Origin of the sequence: Rhodococcus sp. IEGM 1318 (assembly GCF_033142465.1) — a bacterium.
In the GTDB taxonomy this organism is placed as follows: domain Bacteria; phylum Actinomycetota; class Actinomycetes; order Mycobacteriales; family Mycobacteriaceae; genus Rhodococcus_F; species Rhodococcus_F qingshengii_B.
Genome location: NZ_JAWLSC010000012.1, coordinates 21,366 through 40,886, shown reverse-complemented (window position 1 = coordinate 40,886; position 19,521 = coordinate 21,366). Strand labels below are relative to the sequence as shown.

Below are 19,521 nucleotides of genomic sequence, written 5' to 3'. Positions count from 1 at the left end.
CATCAACCGCAGTGCTGACGCATTCCCTGGGGGGGGGGGCTTGCGTCAGCACTGCGGTTAGTGTGTTCGGTGCTCAAACACAAAAAGCCGGAACCCTGAGGTTCCGGCTTCTTGCATTCTCAAATGGTGCGCGATACTGGGATTGAACCAGTGACCTCTTCCGTGTCAGGGAAGCGCTCTCCCGCTGAGCTAATCGCGCGGGTTCTGGAGAAAAATGGAGCGGACGACGGGATTCGAACCCGCGACCCCAACCTTGGCAAGGTTGTGCGCTACCAGCTGCGCCACGTCCGCATGAGCAATGAACTCCGTTACCGGAACTCAGTACTTTTCTAACTTATCAGACCTGCAAGCAGGCCTTGACCATCAGGCCCGAAGGCCTGACGTGGTGCGCGATACTGGGATTGAACCAGTGACCTCTTCCGTGTCAGGGAAGCGCTCTCCCGCTGAGCTAATCGCGCGAGGTGGAGACGGGAATCGAACCCGTGTGCACGGCTTTGCAGGCCGTTGCCTCACCACTCGGCCACTCCACCGTAAAAGGTTGAGTCACACCTCTCGAGCGGACGACGGGATTCGAACCCGCGACCCCAACCTTGGCAAGGTTGTGCGCTACCAGCTGCGCCACGTCCGCATCGCACCGTGTTGCTTGGGGAGTTGCTCGCTCTCCTCGGTGCGTTGGAAACATTAGCCGACCGTGTCGGATACACACAAATCACCAGCTCAGTGGCGTGTTCGGAGTCGAATCGGCCCGTGGCGCGCGTTGCAACTGTCCATCTTGCCGATGAATACGGTCTGAAATCAGCTCGAATTCGTAGATTTCGGGGTTGCCTGGAGCAAATCGAATGCCAACCTGGTGATTCGTATTCATCGCGCAGCCGTGTTAATGTTCCAACTCGTTCGAGCGCATGCGTTCGGATGACTTACGGTCCCGTGGCTCAGTGGGAGAGCGTCCGCTTCACACGCGGAAGGTCGCTGGTTCGATCCCAGCCGGGACCACAGAAAGACACTGAAGGCGTTCCCGATCATCGGGGACGCCTTCAGTCGTTTGAGAGCGCAGTTGTTCGAGGGCACCGTCGTTTCGGCATGCAGACCGTCGTCGCAGGTGGCCGGGCGACGATTTCGGTAGCCTGGTCGAAGAGACATTTCGCGACGGAAAAGGTGACCGACTTGAGTACCGAAAAGGTCGATTCTCCCGTCGACGATTCAGACCTGTCCGTCTTCCAAGACGCAGAGTCCCGCTGGGAGCGGTGGCGCGCCGGAATTGCCGCGCGGCCCACCCTCAATCTTGCGTATCGCATCGGCGTTGGAGTCGTCGGCGTGATCGTGCTCTCCGCAGGTGTCATAGCTATTCCGTACCCCGGCCCCGGATGGCTCATCGTGTTCGCCGGCCTGGGCATTTTGGCGTCGGAGTTCGCCTGGGCTCATCGACTCCTTCATTTTGCGAAGGCTCGATACGACAGGTTCATGGAATGGTTCGGCAAGCAGTCGCTGTTCGTCAAAGGGTTGGGCGTTCTGTTCACCACAGTGTTCGTCCTGGCGACTTTGTGGGTGCTCGGCACCTTCGGGCTGATCGGGACATGGGTAGGGCTGGACTACTCGTGGCTCGAGTCGCCACTGTGAGCTGAACGAGGTCGGTTTCCTTCACTCGGTTGTCTCGACATGTCGGTAGGGCCGATAACATGATCGTGCGCGTGCTCGCAGTGGGTACGACGCCTGTCTTAACTTGTCGCAATACCTTAGGAGCACATCGCCGTGACCAGTCCCGCGCCAGAGCACTCAGCCGCCCCACTTCGGGTGCCCGCGGGGACGACCGCCGGGACTGCAGTGCGTGAAGCCGGATACCCCACGAAGGGGCCCGACGTGATCGTCGTCGTGCGGGACGGCGAGGGAACGCTCAAGGATCTGTCGTGGACTCCTGAGGTCGATGTCGACGTCGAGCCGGTGGCAGCGTCCACCGAAGACGGTCGCAGCGTCATCCGACACTCCGCGGCCCACGTCCTCGCGCAGGCGGTCCAGAAGGAATTCCCCGATGCGAAGCTGGGCATCGGGCCGCCGATCAAAGACGGCTTCTACTACGACTTCGCGGTGGATCGTCCGTTCACTCCGGAGGATCTGGCCAAGCTCGAAAAGCGCATGAAGCAGATCATCAAGGGTTCGCAGCGCTTCTCGCGTCGAGTGGTCGATTCGATCGAGGACGCCCGGGTCGAGTTGGCCGACGAGCCTTTCAAGCTCGAACTCATCGACGACAAGTCCGGTATCGACGATCCAGAGATCATGGAGGTGGGTGGCAACGAGCTGACCATCTACGACAATCTCGATCCCCGTACCGGCGACAAGATCTGGTCCGATCTGTGCCGCGGTCCGCATATTCCGACCACCAAGCACATTCCAGCGTTCAAGCTGACGCGTAGCTCCGCCGCGTACTGGCGCGGAAATCAGGACAACGCCGATCTTCAGCGTGTCTACGGCACCGCGTGGGAGTCCACCGAGGCTCAGGACGAGTACCTCGAGTTGCTCGCCGAGGCCGAGCGTCGTGACCACCGCAAGCTCGGTACCGAACTGGACCTCTTCAGCTTCCCCGACGAACTCGGCTCCGGTCTGCCGGTCTTCCATCCCAAGGGCGGCATCATCCGTACCGAGATGGAGAATTACTCCCGCAGCCGCCACATCGAGGCCGGCTACGAGTTCGTCAACACCCCGCACATCACCAAGGGACATCTGTACGAGGTGTCCGGTCACCTCGACTGGTACCGCGACGGCATGTTCCCGGCGATGCACGTCGACGAGGAACTCAACGAGGACGGCACCGTGCGTAAGCCGGGCCAGGACTACTACCTCAAGCCGATGAACTGCCCGATGCACAACCTGATCTTCCGTGCTCGCGGACGTTCGTACCGTGAATTGCCGTTGCGGCTCTTCGAGTTCGGCTCGGTCTACCGCTACGAGAAGTCCGGCGTCATCCACGGTTTGACTCGTGTGCGCGGTATGACTCAGGACGACGCTCACATCTACTGCACCCGTGAGCAGATGCGCGACGAGCTGACCACCACGCTGCAGTTCGTACTGAACTTGCTGAAGGACTACGGCCTCGACGACTTCTACCTCGAGCTGTCCACCAAGAACCCGGACAAGTTCGTCGGTAGCGACGACGTCTGGGAAGAGGCGACCGCAACGCTCGCCGAGGTCGGCGAAGCCTCCGGCCTTACACTGGTGCCGGACCCGGGTGGAGCTGCGTTCTACGGTCCCAAGATCTCGGTTCAGGTCAAGGACGCACTCGGCCGTACATGGCAGATGTCGACCATCCAGCTCGACTTCAACCTGCCCGAGCGGTTCGAACTCGAATACACCGGCAACGACGGCGTCAAGACTCGACCGGTCATGATCCACCGCGCTCTGTTCGGCTCGATCGAACGGTTCTTCGGCGTCCTGACCGAGCACTACGCCGGCGCTTTCCCGGCGTGGCTGGCGCCGGTGCAGGTCGTCGGAATCCCGGTGGCGGAGGCATTCGCCGATCACCTGTTCGACGTCACGAAGAAGCTCAAGGCTGCCGGTGTGCGCGCCGAGGTCGACTTCAGTGACGACCGCATGCAGAAGAAGATCCGCAACCACACCACGCAGAAGGTCCCGTTCATGCTCCTGGCGGGCGAGCGTGACGTCGAAGCCGGCGCGGTCAGTTTCCGCTTCCGCGACGGCACACAGATCAACGGAATTCCGGTCGACGACGCCGTCCGGATCATCACCGAGTGGATCAGCCGTCGCGAGAATGCCTCGCCGACAGCCGAACTGGTGCAGCCAAGCGTGGCGCAGTGAGCGCCCCCGGTGACGAGGGACCAGGTTCGCTGATCGACCACGGCGTCGGCGACCCTGACCATTTGCAGCGCATTTGGTCGCCGCATCGGATGTCGTACATCACCGAGGCGCCCAACACCCCGGGTACGACGGGTGAGCCATTCATCGACATCCCGAAGATGTCGGACGAAGAAGGGCTCATCGTTGCCCGCGGTGAGCATGTCTACGCGGTTCTGAACCTGTACCCGTATAACCCCGGGCATCTCATGGTGGTTCCGTATCGCAAGGTCGCGGCTCTCGAAGACCTGACGCCGGAGGAGAGCGCCGAGTTGATGGCGTTCACCCAGCAGGCGTTGCGGGTGATCAAGAGCGTGTCGAATCCTCACGGATTCAACGTCGGCCTGAATCTCGGTGCCGCTGCAGGCGGTTCGCTGTCCGAGCACCTTCACCAACACGTAGTGCCCCGCTGGGGTGGCGACGCCAACTTCATCACCGTGCTCGGTGGGGTGAAGGTGATGCCGCAACTGCTGCGGGAGACCAGGGGACTACTCGCCGGTGCCTGGCAACAATAGATCGATGCGTCCGGCTTCATGGCAGGATGCTTTGTTGCGACGAGTTCCAATCCGGAACTCACGACGGGGAGGTTTCCTGCGGTGTTGAGCTTCTTCGGACGCGAATCGGTGTCCAAGGTGACGGCACCTATGGGGAAGGCGCTGGTCAAGACCGGCCTGACGCCAGACACGGTGACGGTGATCGGCACGGTGGCGAGTGTCGCCGGGGCGGTGACTCTGTTTCCGTCCGGACACCTGTTCTGGGGAACCCTGTTCATTTGGTTCTTCGTCATGTTCGACATGCTCGACGGCGCCATGGCCCGCGCTCGCGGTGGTGGAACGCGATACGGGGCCGTCCTGGACGCCACCTGTGATCGCGTGGCCGACGGTGCGATTTTTGCCGGCCTTGCGTGGTGGGCGGTTTACCACGAGAACAGCAAGTGGCTTCTCGTGGCGACGCTCATCTGCCTCGTCACCTCGCAGGTCATCTCGTACGCTAAGGCACGCGCCGAGGCGAGCGGGCTGACTGCCGACGGTGGGTGGATAGAGCGTCCGGACCGGCTGATCATCGTGTTGGTCGGATCAGGCCTTACGGGCATGGGTCTACCGTGGGCAATCCACATCGCGATGTGGGTATTGGCCGCCGGAAGTATCGTCACTGTCTTCCAGCGAGTGCTCGCGGTGCGCAATTCCCCTGGCGCCCGGGAACTTCTGCCGATCGCCCCGGCGTCATCAACGGCCGAAGGCGGGTCGAAGCCCGATGGCGAGCCCGAAACAGATGGTGGGCCCAAGACGGAAGGCGAGGCAGATCAATGAGTTTTGCCGAGCGTGCAACCGATCTGGGATACGCCGCGGGATGGCGGTTGGTGCGAAGCCTGCCGGAATCGGTGGCAGTCAAGCTGTTCGACGCTGGAGCGGATTTCGCGGTACGCAAGGGCGGACCCGAACAACTCAGGAAGAACCTCGCGAGAGTTCTGGGGACGACACCGGAGGAAGTCCCGGATCAGCTGATCAAGGATTCGATGCGCTCGTACGCCCGGTACTGGCGTGAGGCGTTCCGTCTTCCGTCGATGGACCTGGTCGCCACCGGTAAGGCGTTGCATGCGCTGGTCGAGGGCCAGGAACATCTGGAAAAGGCGATGGCGGCAGGTCATGGCGCAGTGCTGGCGCTGCCCCACAGCGGCAACTGGGACATGGCCGGCGTGTGGTGCGTTCAGCAGTGGGGTGGATTGACCTCGGTGGCCGAGCGGCTCAAACCCGAATCCCTGTACGAGCGGTTCGTCGAATATCGCGAGAGTCTCGGTTTCGAGATCTTCCCGCTCAGCGGCGGAGAGCATCCTCCGTTCGTCGAACTCTCCAAGCATCTGCGTGAGAACAAGATCGTGTGTCTTCTGGGGGAGCGCGATCTGGCGAAGAAGGGTGTGCCTGTCACGTTCTTCGGAGAACCTACTCGCATGCCCGCAGGCCCGGCGAAGCTCGCGATCGACACCGGAGCGCCGCTTCTACCGGTCCACTGCTGGTTCACTCCCGACGGGTGGGGTTTCAAGATCGACCCGCCGATCGACGTTTCCGGGGGCGTCGGCCCGGCCACGCAGGCACTGGCCGACCGATTCGCGGTCAACATCGCAGCGCACCCCGCTGACTGGCACATGCTTCAGCCGCTGTGGCGCTCGGATCTCTCCGAATCGCGGCTCGCCCGCATGGAGGGTGAATGAAAATCGGGATGATCTGCCCGTACTCCTTCGACGTCCCCGGCGGGGTGCAGGCGCACGTGGTGGATCTGGCCGAGGTGCTGATCGAACGTGGCCACAAGGTGAGCGTGCTTGCGCCATCGTCCGACGATGACGAGTTACCGGATTTTGTGGTCTCCGCTGGTAAAGCCGTCGCGATTCCTTACAACGGTTCTGTTGCGCGGTTGTCCTTCGGCCCGACGGCGAACGCCCGCCTCCGCAAGTTCATCGCGGAAGGTGGCTTCGACGTTCTGCACATCCACGAACCCAATGCGCCGAGTCTGTCCATGCTCGCGTTGCGTATCGCGGAAGGCCCGATCGTGGCGACCTTCCACACGTCGACCACGAAGTCGTTGGTGCTGAGCACTTTTCAGGGTGTCCTGGCCCCGTATCTCGAGAAGATCAGCGGCCGGATCGCAGTCTCGGAGTTGGCGCGTCGTTGGCAGGTCGAGTCCCTAGGATCCGACGCCGTCGAAATACCCAACGGCGTCGACGTCGCCGCGTTTGCCGAGGCCGACATGTTGCCCGGCTATCCGCGCGAGGGTGGAACCATTCTGTTCCTCGGGCGTTACGACGAACCGCGCAAGGGTATGGCCGTCCTCCTCGGTGCACTGCCGGAGTTGGTCGAGCGTCATCCTGATCTCGAAGTGATCGTGGTCGGGCGCGGCGACGAGGAAAAACTCCGCAAAGAGGCGGGCAAGTACTTCAAGCATCTCCGACTGCTCGGGCAGGTCAGCGACGAGGAGAAAGCGTCTGCACTTCGCAGTGCGGACGTCTACTGCGCGCCCAACCTCGGCGGTGAGAGCTTCGGGATCGTTCTGGTCGAGGCCATGGCGGCCGGTACCGCCGTCGTCGCGAGTGAGTTGGACGCCTTCCGTCGGGTACTTCGCGACGGCCAGGCCGGCTTGCTGGTCCCCATCGGGAGCTCCGATGCCCTGGCCGAGGCAATCGATTCCGTTCTCGGTGATCCGGACCGACGCCGTGCTCTGGTCAACACCGCGACAAGCGTTGTCGCCGAATACGACTGGCCGGTGGTGGCGGAGCAGATCCTGCGTGTCTACGAGACCGTCACGGTCGGCGGCACCGGCGTTCGTGTGGTGGGATCATGACCTTTTCCGCTCTGACGATCTTCATTCTCGGACTTGTCGCTGCCGTCGTCCTGGTCGTCGGACTGTGGGCGTACGGGACGGCGAATCGACTCGATCGGCTGCATGTGCGTTCGGATCAGTCCTGGCTGGCGCTCGATGCGGCGCTGTCCCGCCGTGCAGCGGTGGTCCGCGCGGCGGCCGTGGACATGAGCGCCGACGACGCCCGCAGATTCGTCACCTTGGCCGACGCCGCTGAACGGGCGGATCGTCAGGACCGAGAACTCGCGGAGAATCGGTTGTCCAACGCTCTTGCCGCCTACGGCACGACGTCGCTGCGACCTCAACTGGTGGCCGAGCTGGCCGACGCCGAAGCGCGGGTTCTGATCGCCAGGCGGTTCCACAACGACGCGGTGCGAGACACCCTTGCACTCCGTACGCGTCGACTTGTTCGCTGGCTTCACCTCGGCGGAACGGCGCCGCTGCCTCAGTATTTCGAGATCTCCGAGCGGACCACCGCGGCCGCGGTGCCCGAGGGCATCACTGTCGATACGTCGCGGACCTCCGCTCGCGTGGTGATGCTGGACGAGGACGATCGGGTGCTGCTGCTGCGCGGGCACGATCCTCAGATCCCGAACACTTACTTCTGGTTCACCGTCGGCGGCGGGCTCGAACGCGGTGAACATCTGCGGGCGGCTGCCGTTCGTGAGATCGAGGAGGAGACCGGATTCGTCGTGGCGCCGGAGAATCTGCGAGGTCCGCTCTGGCGTCGAGTGGTGATTTTCCCGTTCGACGGTGAGCTGATCCGTTCGGAAGAGCTGTTCTTCGCCACGCGCACTCACGGCTTCGAGCCGGTCTTCCAAGGCCACACGGAGTTGGAGCAGCGTGCGATTACGGGCCATCGCTGGTGCAGTGCCGACGAGATCCGCCGACTGGCCAAGTCCGGTGAGCCCGTCTACCCGTTGGATCTGGCAAACCTCCTGGTGGAAGCAGCGACGATCGCGGACGGTAGCGAGGATCCGGAAGTGCGTTCCATCCGCTGATGAGTTCGGCCGATCAGGCGTCGCGGCTATTTAAGGCCAGCAATGGCAAATTGGATACGGAATCGAAGGCCGGTTGGTCCTAGAGTTCTGGCCAGAGGCCTCCGAGCGAATGAACTCGTGTGTTCGTCGTGCCTCGTTTCTTTTGTCACGCCACTACTGCAGGAGTTTGCTGTGAGCACCCCCGACTCTGCCCCCACCACCGCCATCGGCACCGCACGCGTCAAGCGCGGCATGGCTGAAATGCTCAAGGGCGGTGTGATCATGGACGTTGTCACCGCTGAGCAGGCCAAGATCGCCGAAGACGCAGGCGCCGTCGCCGTCATGGCACTCGAGCGGGTCCCCGCGGACATTCGCGCACAGGGCGGCGTCTCGCGCATGAGCGACCCGGACATGATCGACAGCATCATCTCCACCGTCAGCATTCCCGTCATGGCAAAGGCACGCATCGGTCACTTCGTCGAAGCGCAGATCCTGCAGAGCCTCGGCGTGGACTACATCGACGAGTCCGAGGTCCTGACCCCGGCCGACTACGCCAACCACATCGACAAGTGGAAGTTCACCGCTCCCTTCGTCTGTGGCGCCACCAACCTCGGTGAAGCGCTCCGTCGCATCAACGAAGGTGCGGCCATGATCCGCTCGAAGGGTGAAGCCGGTACCGGAGACGTCTCCAACGCCACCACTCACATGCGCACCATCCGCGGCGAGATCCGCCGGTTGACCTCGCTGAGCGAAGACGAACTGTACGTCGCTGCCAAGGAACTGCAGGCACCGTACGAGCTGGTCGTCGAGGTCGCCAAGGCCGGCAAGCTGCCGGTCACCATGTTCACCGCCGGCGGCATCGCCACCCCGGCAGACGCTGCGATGATGATGCAGCTCGGCGCCGAAGGCGTGTTCGTCGGATCGGGCATCTTCAAGTCCGGCAACCCGAAGCAGCGCGCCGAGGCCATCGTCAAGGCCACCACGTTCTACGACGACCCGGACGTGCTCGCCAAGGTCTCGCGCGGACTCGGCGAGGCAATGGTCGGCATCAACGTCGACGACCTGCCGGTTGGACACCGCCTCGCAGAGCGCGGTTGGTGACACCAGGTCTGATGACCGGGCCCAGTGCCTGAAGGTTTTCGACAACGAAGGGGCGGCGAGTTGCAGAAGCAACCCGCCGCCCCTTCGTCGTGTGGGGGGTCAGACCGTCAGATGCTTTCGGAGACCTCGAATACGAATTCCACCTCGACGGCACTGTTTCGGGGGAGTTCGGCGACGCCGATCGCAGAGCGTGCGTGTTGCCCTGCAGTACCGAAGATCTGGGCCAGCAGGTCGGACGCGCCGTTGATCACCTGGGGTTGCTGTGAGAATCCGGATCCGGAAGCAACAAATCCAACGACCTTGACGACGCGAACGATGCGGTCGAGCCCGACCAAGGCGTCGACGGCCGCGAGTCCGTTGAGAGTGCACAACCGCGCAGCCTGGGCTGCGTCTTCGACGGAGACACCTTCACCCAACTTGCCGATGCACGTCGTGGTGCCGTCGACGAGCGGCAATTGCCCCGACGTGTAGACGTATGCCCCCGTCTGAACGGCGGGAAGGTAGGAGCCTGCCGGGGTAGCGACCGGCGGAAGCGTCAGGTCGAGTGCGGCGAGTCGTGCAGTCCAGGTACTGGCGTCGTTCATCGAGTTCCTCAATGGGTTCTTCTGTCTGGGAATGATGTTCGAGTCTGGCATCGGGAGTCTCGGCAAGTCCAAGTCGTATTTGCGCCCACCCCATCACTTTTGGTGATACTCAGTGTCGTCGGATTCAAAATGGTGTTCGATTTGGCCACCTAAGCTTTGTTGTATGTCGTCAATTCGCAACATCTCACTGGGGCTACCTGTCCGTTGCGGTCACGTACTCATGCTCGACGGCACGGACTCTGTCACGGGGGAGAACTTCCATCGATTGATCGGTGGCAGTATCGAGTTCGGTGAGACGGCCGAGGCAGCGCTGCGACGCGAGTTCGCGGAGGAACTCGGCGTCACGTTGGGAAGTGTCGAGTTGCTCGAGGTTGTCGAGAATATCTTCGAGTTCGAGGGGAGACTTGGGCATGAGATTGTCCATGTCTTTGCAGTCGACTCAGCCGAATTCGATGCGTTTCCGCTCGACGTGCAACTCCGAGTCCTCGACGAAGGTAATCCAGTCCACTGGGTATTGACAGGTGGGTCCGACCGCCCCATCTACCCGGCCGAAGCCGCCCGCATTGTCAACGCCCTGGTTCAGTAGTCGAATCCGTTGCCGAAACAAGAGTGGTCGCAAAGGTTGCTCCGCAACAATTTGCGGTCAATCGGGATTCTTCGGACTGATTTCTGGAAACCGTAGATCGTCGAACATAGTTTCGAATATTATGGAGGAATGTTCGATGACGGAGTAGGAAGTTCGAGTGCCGCAGCGCAGCTGTTCGGTGCTGAATCCGACTGCGCCCTCATCGATCTCATTGCCGAACTGCATGCGCGCGAGTCGATGCTCGTGGAACGGAAACTCGCTGCCATTGCCGAGTTTTTCGAGCGTCGCAGCGCTGGACACTCCGATGCCGGCGCGTGGTCGTCCACTGCGCACGAACTAGCTGAAGCGGAGCTCGGCGCAGCGTTGACCATGGGCCGTGCCGCGGCGGGAAAGTTGATCGGCCTCGGCTTTTCTCTCAAGACTCGACTACATCGCACGCGTGCCGCTATGGCACGCGGAGAACTGGATTTGTATCGAGTCGGGTTGATCGACTCCGCCACAGCCAACGTCGATGACGATTTGATCGACGAGGTGGAACGGCAGCTCCTCGAGAAGATTTCAGCACCACCGATACATGGCGGTACCGGCTTGACCGGCCGCCGATTGACGGCGGCCATCGACCGTATCGTCGCTGTGGTGGATCCGGAGGGGATGCGGGAGCGTCGACGCCGCGCCCTGGCTGATCGGTTCGTAGGTGTGAGCGCTGCCGAAGACGGTATGGCGCGGATCTTGGGGAGCATTCCGGCGGAGGATGCACGGGCTTTCGACGGTCGCTTGCGGGAGTTGGCGATGTCGGTGTGCCGACACGATTCTCGTAAATACGAGCAGCGACGAGCCGACGCCCTAGGAGCGTTGGTGGTGGGGTCGACGATTCTGCCGTGCGATTGTGGCCGGGGCGACTGCCCACAAGACCGCAGTGGGATTGTCGTGGTGCGTCGGCCGTTAGTTCACGTGGTCATGCTGGAAAGCGCGCTCCAGGGCGGTGACTCACCAGGTGCAGACGAACCCGCTCACCTCGACGGTTATGGAGTGATCAGTGCAGAGCATGCGCGTGACATCGCCGCGGGAGCGCTGCTTCGGAAGGTGAAGGTACCAGCCGATGCGGCGCTCGAGTCTGCCGATGAGGGCGAGCCAGTTCCTTCGCCTGTAGTTCCTCCGCCCGTCATTCCTTCGGCGTTGGTGTACCGCCCGGGCGCTGTCCTCGACACGTGGGTGAGGGTGATCTCGGGTAGCTGTCAGTGGCTGCACTGCGGTGTTGCGGCATGGAATTCCGATCTCGATCACACTGAACCTTTTGATCATCGTGATCCAGCGCGTGGTGGAAAGACCGTGGCCTCGAACTTGAGTACCGACTGTCGAAATCATCACCGCCTCAAACATTCCGGTCAGTGGGTGCACACCTCGAATCCGGACCGGAGCGTCACGCTGACGTCGATTACCGGACATTGTTACCGAGCTCGGCCGTCAGGTCTGCTGGCAGGAATGCTCGAGCCTGTACTGCCCGAGGGTGGTCGGCGTCGACGTACACGTTTGGAGAACAAGGCGGCCCGCGTGCGGGGTGAACGCCGGCGCCAGCGGATACGGATGCACCTGCGGGTGAAGAAGAAGGTCCAGAGGAGGACCGTCGATCGAGGAGACGATCCACCGCCGTTCTGAGCAGATGCACCCCGTCTCTCAGTGTTCTCGGATGCCCAGTTTTCGGATGCCCACTTTGGTGGCCGGGGGTGCGTCAGGCATTGTGTGAAGGTCGGTAGACGTCGGTACATGGGAAGATGTGGAGCATCGATGGCGAGGATCGAAGAAATTCTGGAGTTGGAACGCCTCGAGCGTGACATCTTTCGAGGAATCATCGCGGAGACCACCCTGACCCGTACTTTCGGCGGCCAGGTCGCCGGCCAGGCATTGGTGTCGGCAGTACGAACGGTCGATCCGGCCTACTCAGTTCATTCGTTGCACGGATACTTCCTGCGTCCGGGAAATCCGATGGAACCGACCGTCTTTCTGGTGGATCGTGTTCGGGACGGTCGTTCATTTGCGACCCGCCTGGTCACCGGAATTCAAGACGGACAAGCCATTTTCACGATGTCGGCATCCTTCCACGTCCAGGACGAAGGCATCGAGCACCAGGACGAGATGCCGCCCGTCCCTGACCCCGAGACCTTGGCCATCGCCCAGGATTCGGAAGACCCCGAGACCGCGTGGTTGGCTCGCGAGTGGTCCGACTGGGACCTGCGAATGGTGCCGAAGGCAGACATCGACAAGCGGCCGGGTGCTGCCGCGCAGCAGCAAGTCTGGTTCCGTTCCCGCGAGGCGCTCCCGGACGACCCGGTATTCCACGTCTGCACGCTTGCATACATGAGTGACATGACGTTGCTCGGATCTTCCCGCGGCCCCCACATGGACGTCGCCATGCAAAGCGCCTCGCTCGATCACGCGATGTGGTTCCTGCGGCCGTTCCGGGCCGACGAGTGGCTGTTGTACGACCAGACGTCGCCGTCAGCGGGCTTCGGCCGGGCACTGACGCAGGGGCGCATCTTCGACAGCCGAGGAAACATGGTTGCCGCGGTGGTCCAGGAAGGCCTGACCAGGCTCTATCGCCCGAAGTGAGATCAACCGCTGTGAAATCAAACGCGGCGAGAGCGCACCGCAGGCCGGGCCGGATGGTCGTACCTGACCTCGAAATCGACCTCCTCGGACACCGCTGAGCGGTGTTCGAGGAGCGCGTCGACTGTCCACAGATCCGCCTTCGGTGTGTGCCTCCGCATGGCAGCTTCGCTCATGTCCAGGCGGACGGTGACGTCGAACTCCAGTCCGCGCCCGAGCAACATCGGACCTGCGATTACGATGACCGCGCGCTCGTGGACAGGGATACGGGTCGAGCGAGCCGAGCGATCAGTGGTTTCGTCCCAGAGTTTCGGCAACAGCGTCCGTTTGGTGCGAGCCGCTGTGATCACTTCACGATCGAGTGCCGGATAGTCGAACCAGATGGCGCGGTAACTCAGCGCATCCTCGTGGCCGAACTCGTATCGTAGCGAAGCCGGCCGCACGTAGTCGTGCAGTGACACAACGGCACTCGGCCTGCTGTGCGATTCGACTGCAACCCCGACCAGTTCCGCGAGCCGCGACGGTTGCGCGCAATCCGGTCCGTCGATCGCTACTACCACCACCGATGGAAATAGTCCGCTCAGCGTTGCGATCTGCTCGGCCAGAGCGAGGGGAGTGGACGGGATGAATGTACTCACGCCCACCATGGTGCCGTGCCCGCTCGCCAAGGCGATATTGTGAACCGTCATCGCGCCTAGTGCGGCGGTCTGTGTATGCGGTCAATGTTTCCGGAGGACTCATGGTTGGTATCGAGGAGATCCTCGCGCTCGAACACCTGGAGAAGGACATCTTCCGCGGTGCGGTCCATCCCACTGCACTTCAACGGACGTTCGGTGGGCAGGTTGCCGGGCAGTCGTTGGTTTCTGCCGTGAGCACCGTCGACGAGAGCTACCACGTGCATTCGTTGCACGGATACTTTCTGCGCCCGGGCAACCCGAAGATTCCGACGGTCTACCTGGTCGACCGTATTCGCGACGGGCGTTCGTTCTGCACGCGTCGGGTCAATGCAGTCCAGGATGGTAAGACGATCTTCACGATGTCGGCCTCGTTCCACGTCGACGACGACGGTATCGAGCACCAGGATCGGATGCCCTCCGTTCCGGCGCCGGAGGACTTGCCGGATGCGCAGACCGTACCCAAGTTGGCGGAATCGCAGTTCTACCAGGAGTGGAAGAACTGGGACATCCGAATTGTGCCGGCCGAGCAGAGTGCGTCAGCGCCGGACCTGGCCGCCCAGCAGCGTGTATGGATGCGCTACCGCGAGGCTCTGCCGGATCGTCCGCTGCTGCACATCTGCACCCTCGCGTACCTCAGTGACATGACCCTGCTCGGAACTTCCAAAGTCCCGCACCGGGGTGTGAAGACGCAAACGGCTTCGCTCGATCACGCGATGTGGTTCCTACGGCCCTTCCGGGCCGACGAGTGGTTGCTCTACGACCAGACATCACCGTCGGCAGGTTTGGGTCGCGCGCTCACTCAGGGGCGTATCTACGATCGCGATGGCAACATGGTGGCAGCGGTGGTTCAGGAGGGTTTGACGCGGCTGGAACGCGAACCCGACAACCGTGAGAACAAGACAGGAACTGTGTGATGACGCGTCCGTTGATCGGTGTACTCGCCCTCCAGGGTGATGTTCGCGAACACCTTGCCGCACTCGATGATTCGGGAGCGGACGCAGTCGGTATCCGGCGCCCGGAGGAGCTCGACAAGATCGACGGCATCGTGATCCCGGGTGGCGAATCCACCACTATGAGCCGGCTTCTGCAGGTTTTCGAGCTGCTGGAACCGCTTCGTGATCGACTCCGCGGCGGGCTGCCGGCTTACGGATCGTGTGCAGGCATGATTCTGCTCGCCAGCGAGGTACTCGACACCCGGCCGGACGCCGAGCATCTCGGCGCCATCGATATGACGGTGCGCCGCAACGCTTTCGGTCGTCAGGTCGATTCCTTCGAGTCCGACCTGGAGTTCGAGGGAATCATCGGTGATCCCATCCGCGCAGTCTTCATCCGCGCACCGTGGGTCGAGCGGGTCGGTCCGGGTGTGGAGGTGCTCGCGCAAGTTCCCGCCGCGGCGGGGGAGGCCGCGGGTCGCATCGTCGCTGTCCGGCAGGGCTCGGTGATCGCCACTTCGTTCCATCCCGAGGTCACCGGGGACCGTCGAGTCCACGAGATGTTCGTCGATCTCGTGCGCGGCTAGGGCGCTAGTTCACTTCGGCTGAACTACAGCTCCAGTTCGCGGGCAAGGATCGCCGCCTGGACGCGTGAGGTGAGGTGCAGCTTCGACAGAACTCGCGACACATGCGACTTCACCGTCGGAGCACCGACACCGAGTTCACGCGACAGTTCGGCGTTGGACAGACCCATACCCAGTAGAACGAGCACTTCGCGCTCGCGATCGGTGAGCTCGCTCAGTCCGAGCGGTTCGGCGGGTTTGGGAGTGCGCTGAACGAACGCGCCGATCAGTGCGCGTGCGGCTCGGGGAGCGAGCACGGCATCGCCGGCCGCGACATTGCGGATGGCGCTGATCAGCTCGTCCGCTGTCGCGGTCTTGAGGAGGAAGCCCGCTGCGCCGGCGCGCAGAGCTGCGAAGACGTATTCGTCGAGGTCGAAGGTGGTCAACACCAGAACGTGGCTGCGGGTCGTACCGATGATCTGGCGTGTCGCTTCGATGCCGTCGGTGCCCGGCATCCGGATGTCCATCAGCACGACGTCGGGTTGATGTGTGCGAGTGACGGTGATCGCCGACGCTCCGTCTCCCGCTTCCGCAACGACATCGATGTCGTCGTGCTGCCGCAGGATCATCGACAGGCCGGAGCGGATCGCGGCGTGGTCGTCGACCAGGGCGACGGTGATCATCGATCCGTTCCGTTCGGTGTGTGGACCGGTAGCTGCGCGCATACCGTCCATTCTCCGTCGACCGGAAGTGCGTCGAGTGAACCGCCCAGCAGCTCAGCACGATGACGCATGTTTGCAAGCCCGCGCGTTCGTGCCCGCGGACTGGCTATGTCGGGACCGACGGGGTTTCGGATCTCGATCTGTAATGCATTGTGCTGGAGAGAGATCGACATCGAGATCGGCGCGCCGGGGGCATGCTTGAGCGCGTTGGTCAACGCCTCTTGAGCGATCCGGTACGCCGTGTGATCGACGACGCTCGGCAGCTCGGCGGCATCGACGTCGATCGCTACTTCCACTGTGCTGCCGGCGGCCCGAGCTGCGTCCAGGACGACGGGCAACTCGGTCAGCCGCGGGGGAGAGGAACGCGGGTCAGGCGTCTCGCCGTCCCCCGCGTGGAGCAGTTCGATCATCGACCGCATCTCGGAAAGGCCCGCGAGACTGCTCGATCTGATCGCCCCGATCATCTCCCGCAATCCAGTTTGTCGTTCATCGTATGGTTCACCCTGCTCTGCGGAGAGAGCTGTGGTGGAGAGTGCAGCTTCGGAGTGGATTGCGATGGCAGAGAGGTGGCTTGCGATCACGTCATGCAGATCCCGCGCCATGGTTGCCCGTTCGTGAGCAACCGCGGCCTCGCGATCCAGAGTGGCGAGTGCTTCGTGGACTCTGGAACGCTCGCGTTCGGCCTCGGTCAATTCGACTTGTCGACGGATGACCAGTGCCCACCACACCGGCGTACCGAAGAACAGAGCGGTCACGACGCCCGCCCCAGCCGCAGCGCGGACGTCCCTGGTGGACAGGTAAACGAGTGCGGTGAGCGCGGCAACCGTCACCGCGGTCAGAGAACACACCACTCGGCCCAGCCGCGCCGTCCCGTACAGAACTGCGGCGTAGGTGAGATCCGAGAGGACAAGCCACATCGGCAGAGAGGGGCCAAGGGCGCCGTCGACCACGACGATGACGGCCCCCGCCGCCAAGGCCGTTGCCGGACGCACCCGCCGAAGCGAGTCGATCGCACACAGCAGAGCCAGCATCCCGATCCGAACCCCGACGGGAACGTCGGCGACACCTCCGACATCGGTCCACATTTGGTACAGGCCGACCAGGTAGAGGAGTACCCCGATCGCGAACAGGCCGAAGGCGATGAGCGGATCGTTCCACTTGCCGACACTCCGACTTCTGGTCACCACAGACTTATCAGAGCACATCGGGGCGCCTGACTTGTCATACCAAATGATGAGGTCGGCGTTGTTCCGATGACTGATGTGCGGATTCGATAGAGAAGACAGGCTCGACGTATGAAAATTCGTTTCGAGTTGATGATCGGCATTCTCTTGGTCGTCGGTGGCGGCTGTCTGTGGCTGTTCGCGCGTGACGCCGAGTTCTTCTGGTTTCGCGGCGGGCCACTCGGCGTGATCCTGGCGATCATCGGTGCTTTCGACATCGTGAATGCAGTCCGAACGAGGGAGGCAGCGATACCCGAGCGCCGAAACGACTGACGTGGAACTCGTCCTGCTCACGACCCTGGGCGGGCTCGCCCTGCTGGACAGTACGAGCATCGGAACATTGGTCGTCCCGGTCTGGATGTTGTTGATGCCGGGACGACCGCAGGTTCGCAGGCTGCTGACGTATCTGGTGGTCATCACGACGTTCTATTTTGTTGTCGGGGTGGCAGTCTGGACGACGGCGCGGGCAGGTATGCCTGTCGTCGCCCCGCTGCTCGAAACCCCCGCCGCCCGCGTTACGCAGTTGATACTCGGTATCGTTTTGTTCGCGTGGAGCTTTCGATTCGATTCCGAGAAGAGGCGCACATCCGGTCAGGCCGATCGAACTCATGTTTGGCGAGAGCGGGTGCTCGGCTCGGCCAGTTCCGCGAGAAGTGTCGTACTTCTGGCAATTGCTGCCGGGACCGCCGAGTTGGTGACGATGCTGCCCTACTTGGCGGCGATCGCGATGATCACCGCTGCTGGGCTGTCCGCAGTCACGTCTGCGTCGATACTTGCCGGTTACTGCCTGATCATGGCCGCGCCGGCAGTGCTTCTGTTGTGCGGGAGGATCGTGGCCGGCAACCGCCTCGACAAGCCGCTGCGCGGGGTGGACTCGTTCATCTCTCGCCACGGCGACAGCGCGATGGGTTGGGTGTTCGGCATTGCCGGCTTCTACCTCGCCGGCAATGCCGCTGCCGTGTTGTTCGTGAATTGACGTTGTTCGTGAATCAACCAGCCTGAACCAACGAATTGATCAGCTTCACACCGTCTTCCGGGTGATCGACGGTCACGGCGAACAGTCGTCCGTTCTCGAGAGTGACCACGATCGCCTCACCCGAGCGGAGAGTGACGGCCGTTCCGCGCGGTGTGATCCGGTAACCCCATCCACCCCATTCGGCCGGACGTATCGAATCGACCGATGCGGACTTCACCTTCGAGATGGGGATTTTCTTCCATCGAACGCCCCAGGAACTGATGCCGAGACCGTGACGGTCGACGCGCACGGTGACCGACGCGAATGCTGTGACGGCGAGGGTGGACACACCCAGGATCGCGGCAACCCACCAATCCGAGTACGCGGCAGTCGCGATCACGAGAACTACGAGGCCGGCGGTAGCGATCCACGGCCAGATGCTGCGGACCTGCCCGACCCACACTGCACGTTCGGAGGCCGTGAGCGGAGTATCGAGCGTCGGGGTCGGCAGTGCCGACTCCGGGCCGTTTCGTTGCTGGTCAGGCAGCGCGTATGCCAGAACTCCTACGAGTACCGCAGCGATCGGCGCAAGAATCCACCAGCCGATACGTGCGTCTTCCGGCGTTCCGGCGTCGATCGTCAGGGCGACGCTCAGGATCCAGATCGTCGCCAGCGTCGCACTCGAGATCGAGGTGACGGCGAGAAACAGGGGCGCGTTGGCGCTCGAACGGGCCGCGACAACACACGCGAAAACGCCTGCCACCAGTGAAAGCGCCAGCGCGATGGCGAAGAATGTCGTCGTGGTGCTGAACCCGTCCGGGTTCGATCCGGACCAATGGCTCGCGACGGTCTCGGGTAGCTGGTCGCCCCACGCGAAGCGCGCGAGAACCAGGATCAGGGTCGGGATCAGAGTCAGCGAAGCCGCTGTCCAGAGTCGGATCTTGCTGGTCGTCATTGTGTGCTGGTCTCCTTGATGAGGTCGAGCATGTGCGCGGTGTCGAGTCCCAGATTTCGGGCCTGCCGAACGAACTCGCGTGCAGATTCGTTGAGAGCCGTTCTTCCCGAGTCGAATTCGGCGCGAATGACGGCGCCACGTCCGCGTCGGAGGTCGATCAGGCCTTCGTCGCGGAGTGTTGCGTACGCACGAAGGACCGTATGGAGATTGACGTCGATCGACTCGGCGAGAGCGCGAGCGGACGGCAGTCGATCGCCCGGGCCGATTTCGCCGCGGATGACCGAGCCACGAACCCCGGCGGCAATCTGTTCCGCGAGTGGAGTTGTGGAGGCGTGATCTATTCGGACCGACATGTTTGCATTCTATGCGAACAATGCGGTGTTTGGTCAATTCGTGTCGGGGGATGCAGCGAGTTGTGACGTGGGACGGGTAACATCGGCAGAGC

General features: G+C 62.6%; 21 protein-coding genes and 6 tRNA genes. 16 read left to right on the top strand and 11 right to left on the bottom strand.

Annotation, left to right across the window (positions count from 1 at the left end; genetic code table 11):
* Positions 1-124 precede the first annotated feature (124 nt).
* From R4P65_RS24925 to R4P65_RS24905, 5 genes are all read right to left on the bottom strand, one after another.
* A tRNA-Val gene (locus tag R4P65_RS24925) sits at positions 125-199 on the bottom strand.
* A gap of 16 nt (positions 200-215) precedes the next feature.
* Positions 216-291: transfer RNA gene (locus R4P65_RS24920), tRNA-Gly, on the bottom strand.
* A gap of 92 nt (positions 292-383) precedes the next feature.
* Positions 384-458: transfer RNA gene (locus tag R4P65_RS24915), tRNA-Val, on the bottom strand.
* Position 459: 1 nt separating this feature from the next.
* Positions 460-530, bottom strand: a tRNA-Cys gene (locus tag R4P65_RS24910).
* A gap of 25 nt (positions 531-555) precedes the next feature.
* Positions 556-628, bottom strand: a tRNA-Gly gene (locus tag R4P65_RS24905).
* Positions 629-921: 293 nt separating this feature from the next.
* On the opposite strand from R4P65_RS24905, the gene R4P65_RS24900 reads away from it, so the two are divergent.
* From R4P65_RS24900 to pdxS, 9 genes are all read left to right on the top strand, one after another.
* Positions 922-993 (top strand) — tRNA-Val (locus R4P65_RS24900).
* A gap of 171 nt (positions 994-1,164) precedes the next feature.
* On the top strand, positions 1,165-1,617 hold the full coding sequence (locus R4P65_RS24895; RefSeq protein ID WP_317828522.1) for a TIGR02611 family protein: 453 nt from the start codon (positions 1,165-1,167) through the stop codon (positions 1,615-1,617).
* Between the two features lie 132 nt (positions 1,618-1,749).
* Entirely contained in the window at positions 1,750-3,807 is a 2,058-nt protein-coding gene (gene thrS, locus R4P65_RS24890; protein ID WP_230817237.1) for a threonine--tRNA ligase, read from the top strand.
* Positions 3,804-4,358 (top strand): HIT family protein, encoded by a 555-nt coding sequence (locus R4P65_RS24885; RefSeq protein WP_095970499.1) that lies wholly within the window; start codon positions 3,804-3,806, stop codon positions 4,356-4,358. The genes thrS and R4P65_RS24885 overlap by 4 nt, the downstream gene beginning before the upstream one ends.
* An 81-nt stretch (positions 4,359-4,439) precedes the next feature.
* Positions 4,440-5,153 (top strand): phosphatidylinositol phosphate synthase, encoded by a 714-nt coding sequence (pgsA, locus tag R4P65_RS24880; RefSeq protein WP_317828521.1) that lies wholly within the window; start codon positions 4,440-4,442, stop codon positions 5,151-5,153.
* The gene (locus tag R4P65_RS24875; RefSeq protein ID WP_042919909.1) at positions 5,150-6,052 is read left to right on the top strand and encodes a phosphatidylinositol mannoside acyltransferase; all 903 of its coding nucleotides are present in this window, start codon (positions 5,150-5,152) and stop codon (positions 6,050-6,052) included. Before pgsA ends, R4P65_RS24875 begins: the two co-directional genes overlap by 4 nt.
* Positions 6,049-7,176 carry a glycosyltransferase family 4 protein gene (locus R4P65_RS24870; protein WP_230817239.1) on the top strand — a complete coding sequence of 376 codons (1,128 nt, stop codon included), beginning with the start codon at positions 6,049-6,051 and terminating at the stop codon, positions 7,174-7,176. The genes R4P65_RS24875 and R4P65_RS24870 overlap by 4 nt, the downstream gene beginning before the upstream one ends.
* On the top strand, positions 7,173-8,195 hold the full coding sequence (locus tag R4P65_RS24865; protein WP_317828520.1) for an NUDIX hydrolase: 1,023 nt from the start codon (positions 7,173-7,175) through the stop codon (positions 8,193-8,195). Before R4P65_RS24870 ends, R4P65_RS24865 begins: the two co-directional genes overlap by 4 nt.
* Positions 8,196-8,366: 171 nt before the next feature.
* A complete protein-coding gene (gene pdxS, locus R4P65_RS24860; RefSeq protein ID WP_003943338.1) occupies positions 8,367-9,275 on the top strand; it encodes a pyridoxal 5'-phosphate synthase lyase subunit PdxS in 909 nt (302 codons plus the stop codon).
* 107 nt (positions 9,276-9,382) lie between these two features.
* Here pdxS and R4P65_RS24855 read toward each other — a convergent pair whose 3' ends face one another.
* A complete protein-coding gene (locus tag R4P65_RS24855) occupies positions 9,383-9,859 on the bottom strand; it encodes a RidA family protein (protein ID WP_317828519.1) in 477 nt (158 codons plus the stop codon).
* Positions 9,860-10,022: 163 nt separating this feature from the next.
* Here R4P65_RS24855 and R4P65_RS24850 point away from each other — a divergent pair, with 163 nt between their 5' ends.
* From R4P65_RS24850 to R4P65_RS24840, 3 genes are all read left to right on the top strand, one after another.
* Entirely contained in the window at positions 10,023-10,445 is a 423-nt protein-coding gene (locus R4P65_RS24850) for an NUDIX domain-containing protein (RefSeq protein ID WP_317828518.1), read from the top strand.
* A 129-nt stretch (positions 10,446-10,574) separates the two neighbouring features.
* On the top strand, positions 10,575-12,101 hold the full coding sequence (locus tag R4P65_RS24845; RefSeq protein WP_317828517.1) for an HNH endonuclease signature motif containing protein: 1,527 nt from the start codon (positions 10,575-10,577) through the stop codon (positions 12,099-12,101).
* Between the two features lie 129 nt (positions 12,102-12,230).
* A complete protein-coding gene (locus R4P65_RS24840) occupies positions 12,231-13,052 on the top strand; it encodes an acyl-CoA thioesterase (protein ID WP_003943337.1) in 822 nt (273 codons plus the stop codon).
* Between the two features lie 17 nt (positions 13,053-13,069).
* Here R4P65_RS24840 and R4P65_RS24835 read toward each other — a convergent pair whose 3' ends face one another.
* Positions 13,070-13,738, bottom strand: a complete 669-nt coding sequence (locus R4P65_RS24835) for a hypothetical protein (RefSeq protein WP_317828516.1) — start codon at positions 13,736-13,738, stop codon at positions 13,070-13,072.
* Between the two features lie 50 nt (positions 13,739-13,788).
* Here R4P65_RS24835 and tesB point away from each other — a divergent pair, with 50 nt between their 5' ends.
* Positions 13,789-14,640, top strand: coding sequence for an acyl-CoA thioesterase II (gene tesB, locus R4P65_RS24830; RefSeq protein WP_317828515.1), 852 nt, complete (start codon positions 13,789-13,791; stop codon positions 14,638-14,640).
* Positions 14,640-15,245, top strand: a complete 606-nt coding sequence (gene pdxT / locus R4P65_RS24825; RefSeq protein WP_317828514.1) for a pyridoxal 5'-phosphate synthase glutaminase subunit PdxT — start codon at positions 14,640-14,642, stop codon at positions 15,243-15,245. Before tesB ends, pdxT begins: the two co-directional genes overlap by 1 nt.
* Positions 15,246-15,268: 23 nt before the next feature.
* Here the strand turns inward: pdxT and R4P65_RS24820 are convergent, their stop codons facing one another.
* Positions 15,269-15,946: a response regulator transcription factor gene (locus R4P65_RS24820; RefSeq protein WP_317828513.1), complete on the bottom strand. Its 678-nt coding sequence runs from the start codon at positions 15,944-15,946 to the stop codon at positions 15,269-15,271.
* Positions 15,901-17,127, bottom strand: a complete 1,227-nt coding sequence (locus R4P65_RS24815) for a sensor histidine kinase (protein ID WP_317828512.1) — start codon at positions 17,125-17,127, stop codon at positions 15,901-15,903. The genes R4P65_RS24820 and R4P65_RS24815 overlap by 46 nt, the downstream gene beginning before the upstream one ends.
* Before the next feature lie 111 nt (positions 17,128-17,238).
* On the opposite strand from R4P65_RS24815, the gene R4P65_RS24810 reads away from it, so the two are divergent.
* Together R4P65_RS24810 and R4P65_RS24805 are read left to right on the top strand one after the other, a co-directional pair.
* The gene (locus R4P65_RS24810) at positions 17,239-17,439 is read left to right on the top strand and encodes a hypothetical protein (RefSeq protein ID WP_047269316.1); all 201 of its coding nucleotides are present in this window, start codon (positions 17,239-17,241) and stop codon (positions 17,437-17,439) included.
* Between the two features lies 1 nt (position 17,440).
* Positions 17,441-18,142 carry a GAP family protein gene (locus R4P65_RS24805; protein WP_230817249.1) on the top strand — a complete coding sequence of 234 codons (702 nt, stop codon included), beginning with the start codon at positions 17,441-17,443 and terminating at the stop codon, positions 18,140-18,142.
* 13 nt (positions 18,143-18,155) lie between these two features.
* On the opposite strand, the gene R4P65_RS24800 is transcribed toward R4P65_RS24805, so the two are convergent.
* Positions 18,156-19,076 carry a hypothetical protein gene (locus R4P65_RS24800; protein ID WP_317828511.1) on the bottom strand — a complete coding sequence of 307 codons (921 nt, stop codon included), beginning with the start codon at positions 19,074-19,076 and terminating at the stop codon, positions 18,156-18,158.
* Positions 19,073-19,429, bottom strand: coding sequence for a GntR family transcriptional regulator (locus R4P65_RS24795; protein ID WP_317828510.1), 357 nt, complete (start codon positions 19,427-19,429; stop codon positions 19,073-19,075). The genes R4P65_RS24800 and R4P65_RS24795 overlap by 4 nt, the downstream gene beginning before the upstream one ends.
* Positions 19,430-19,521: the final 92 nt, after the last annotated feature.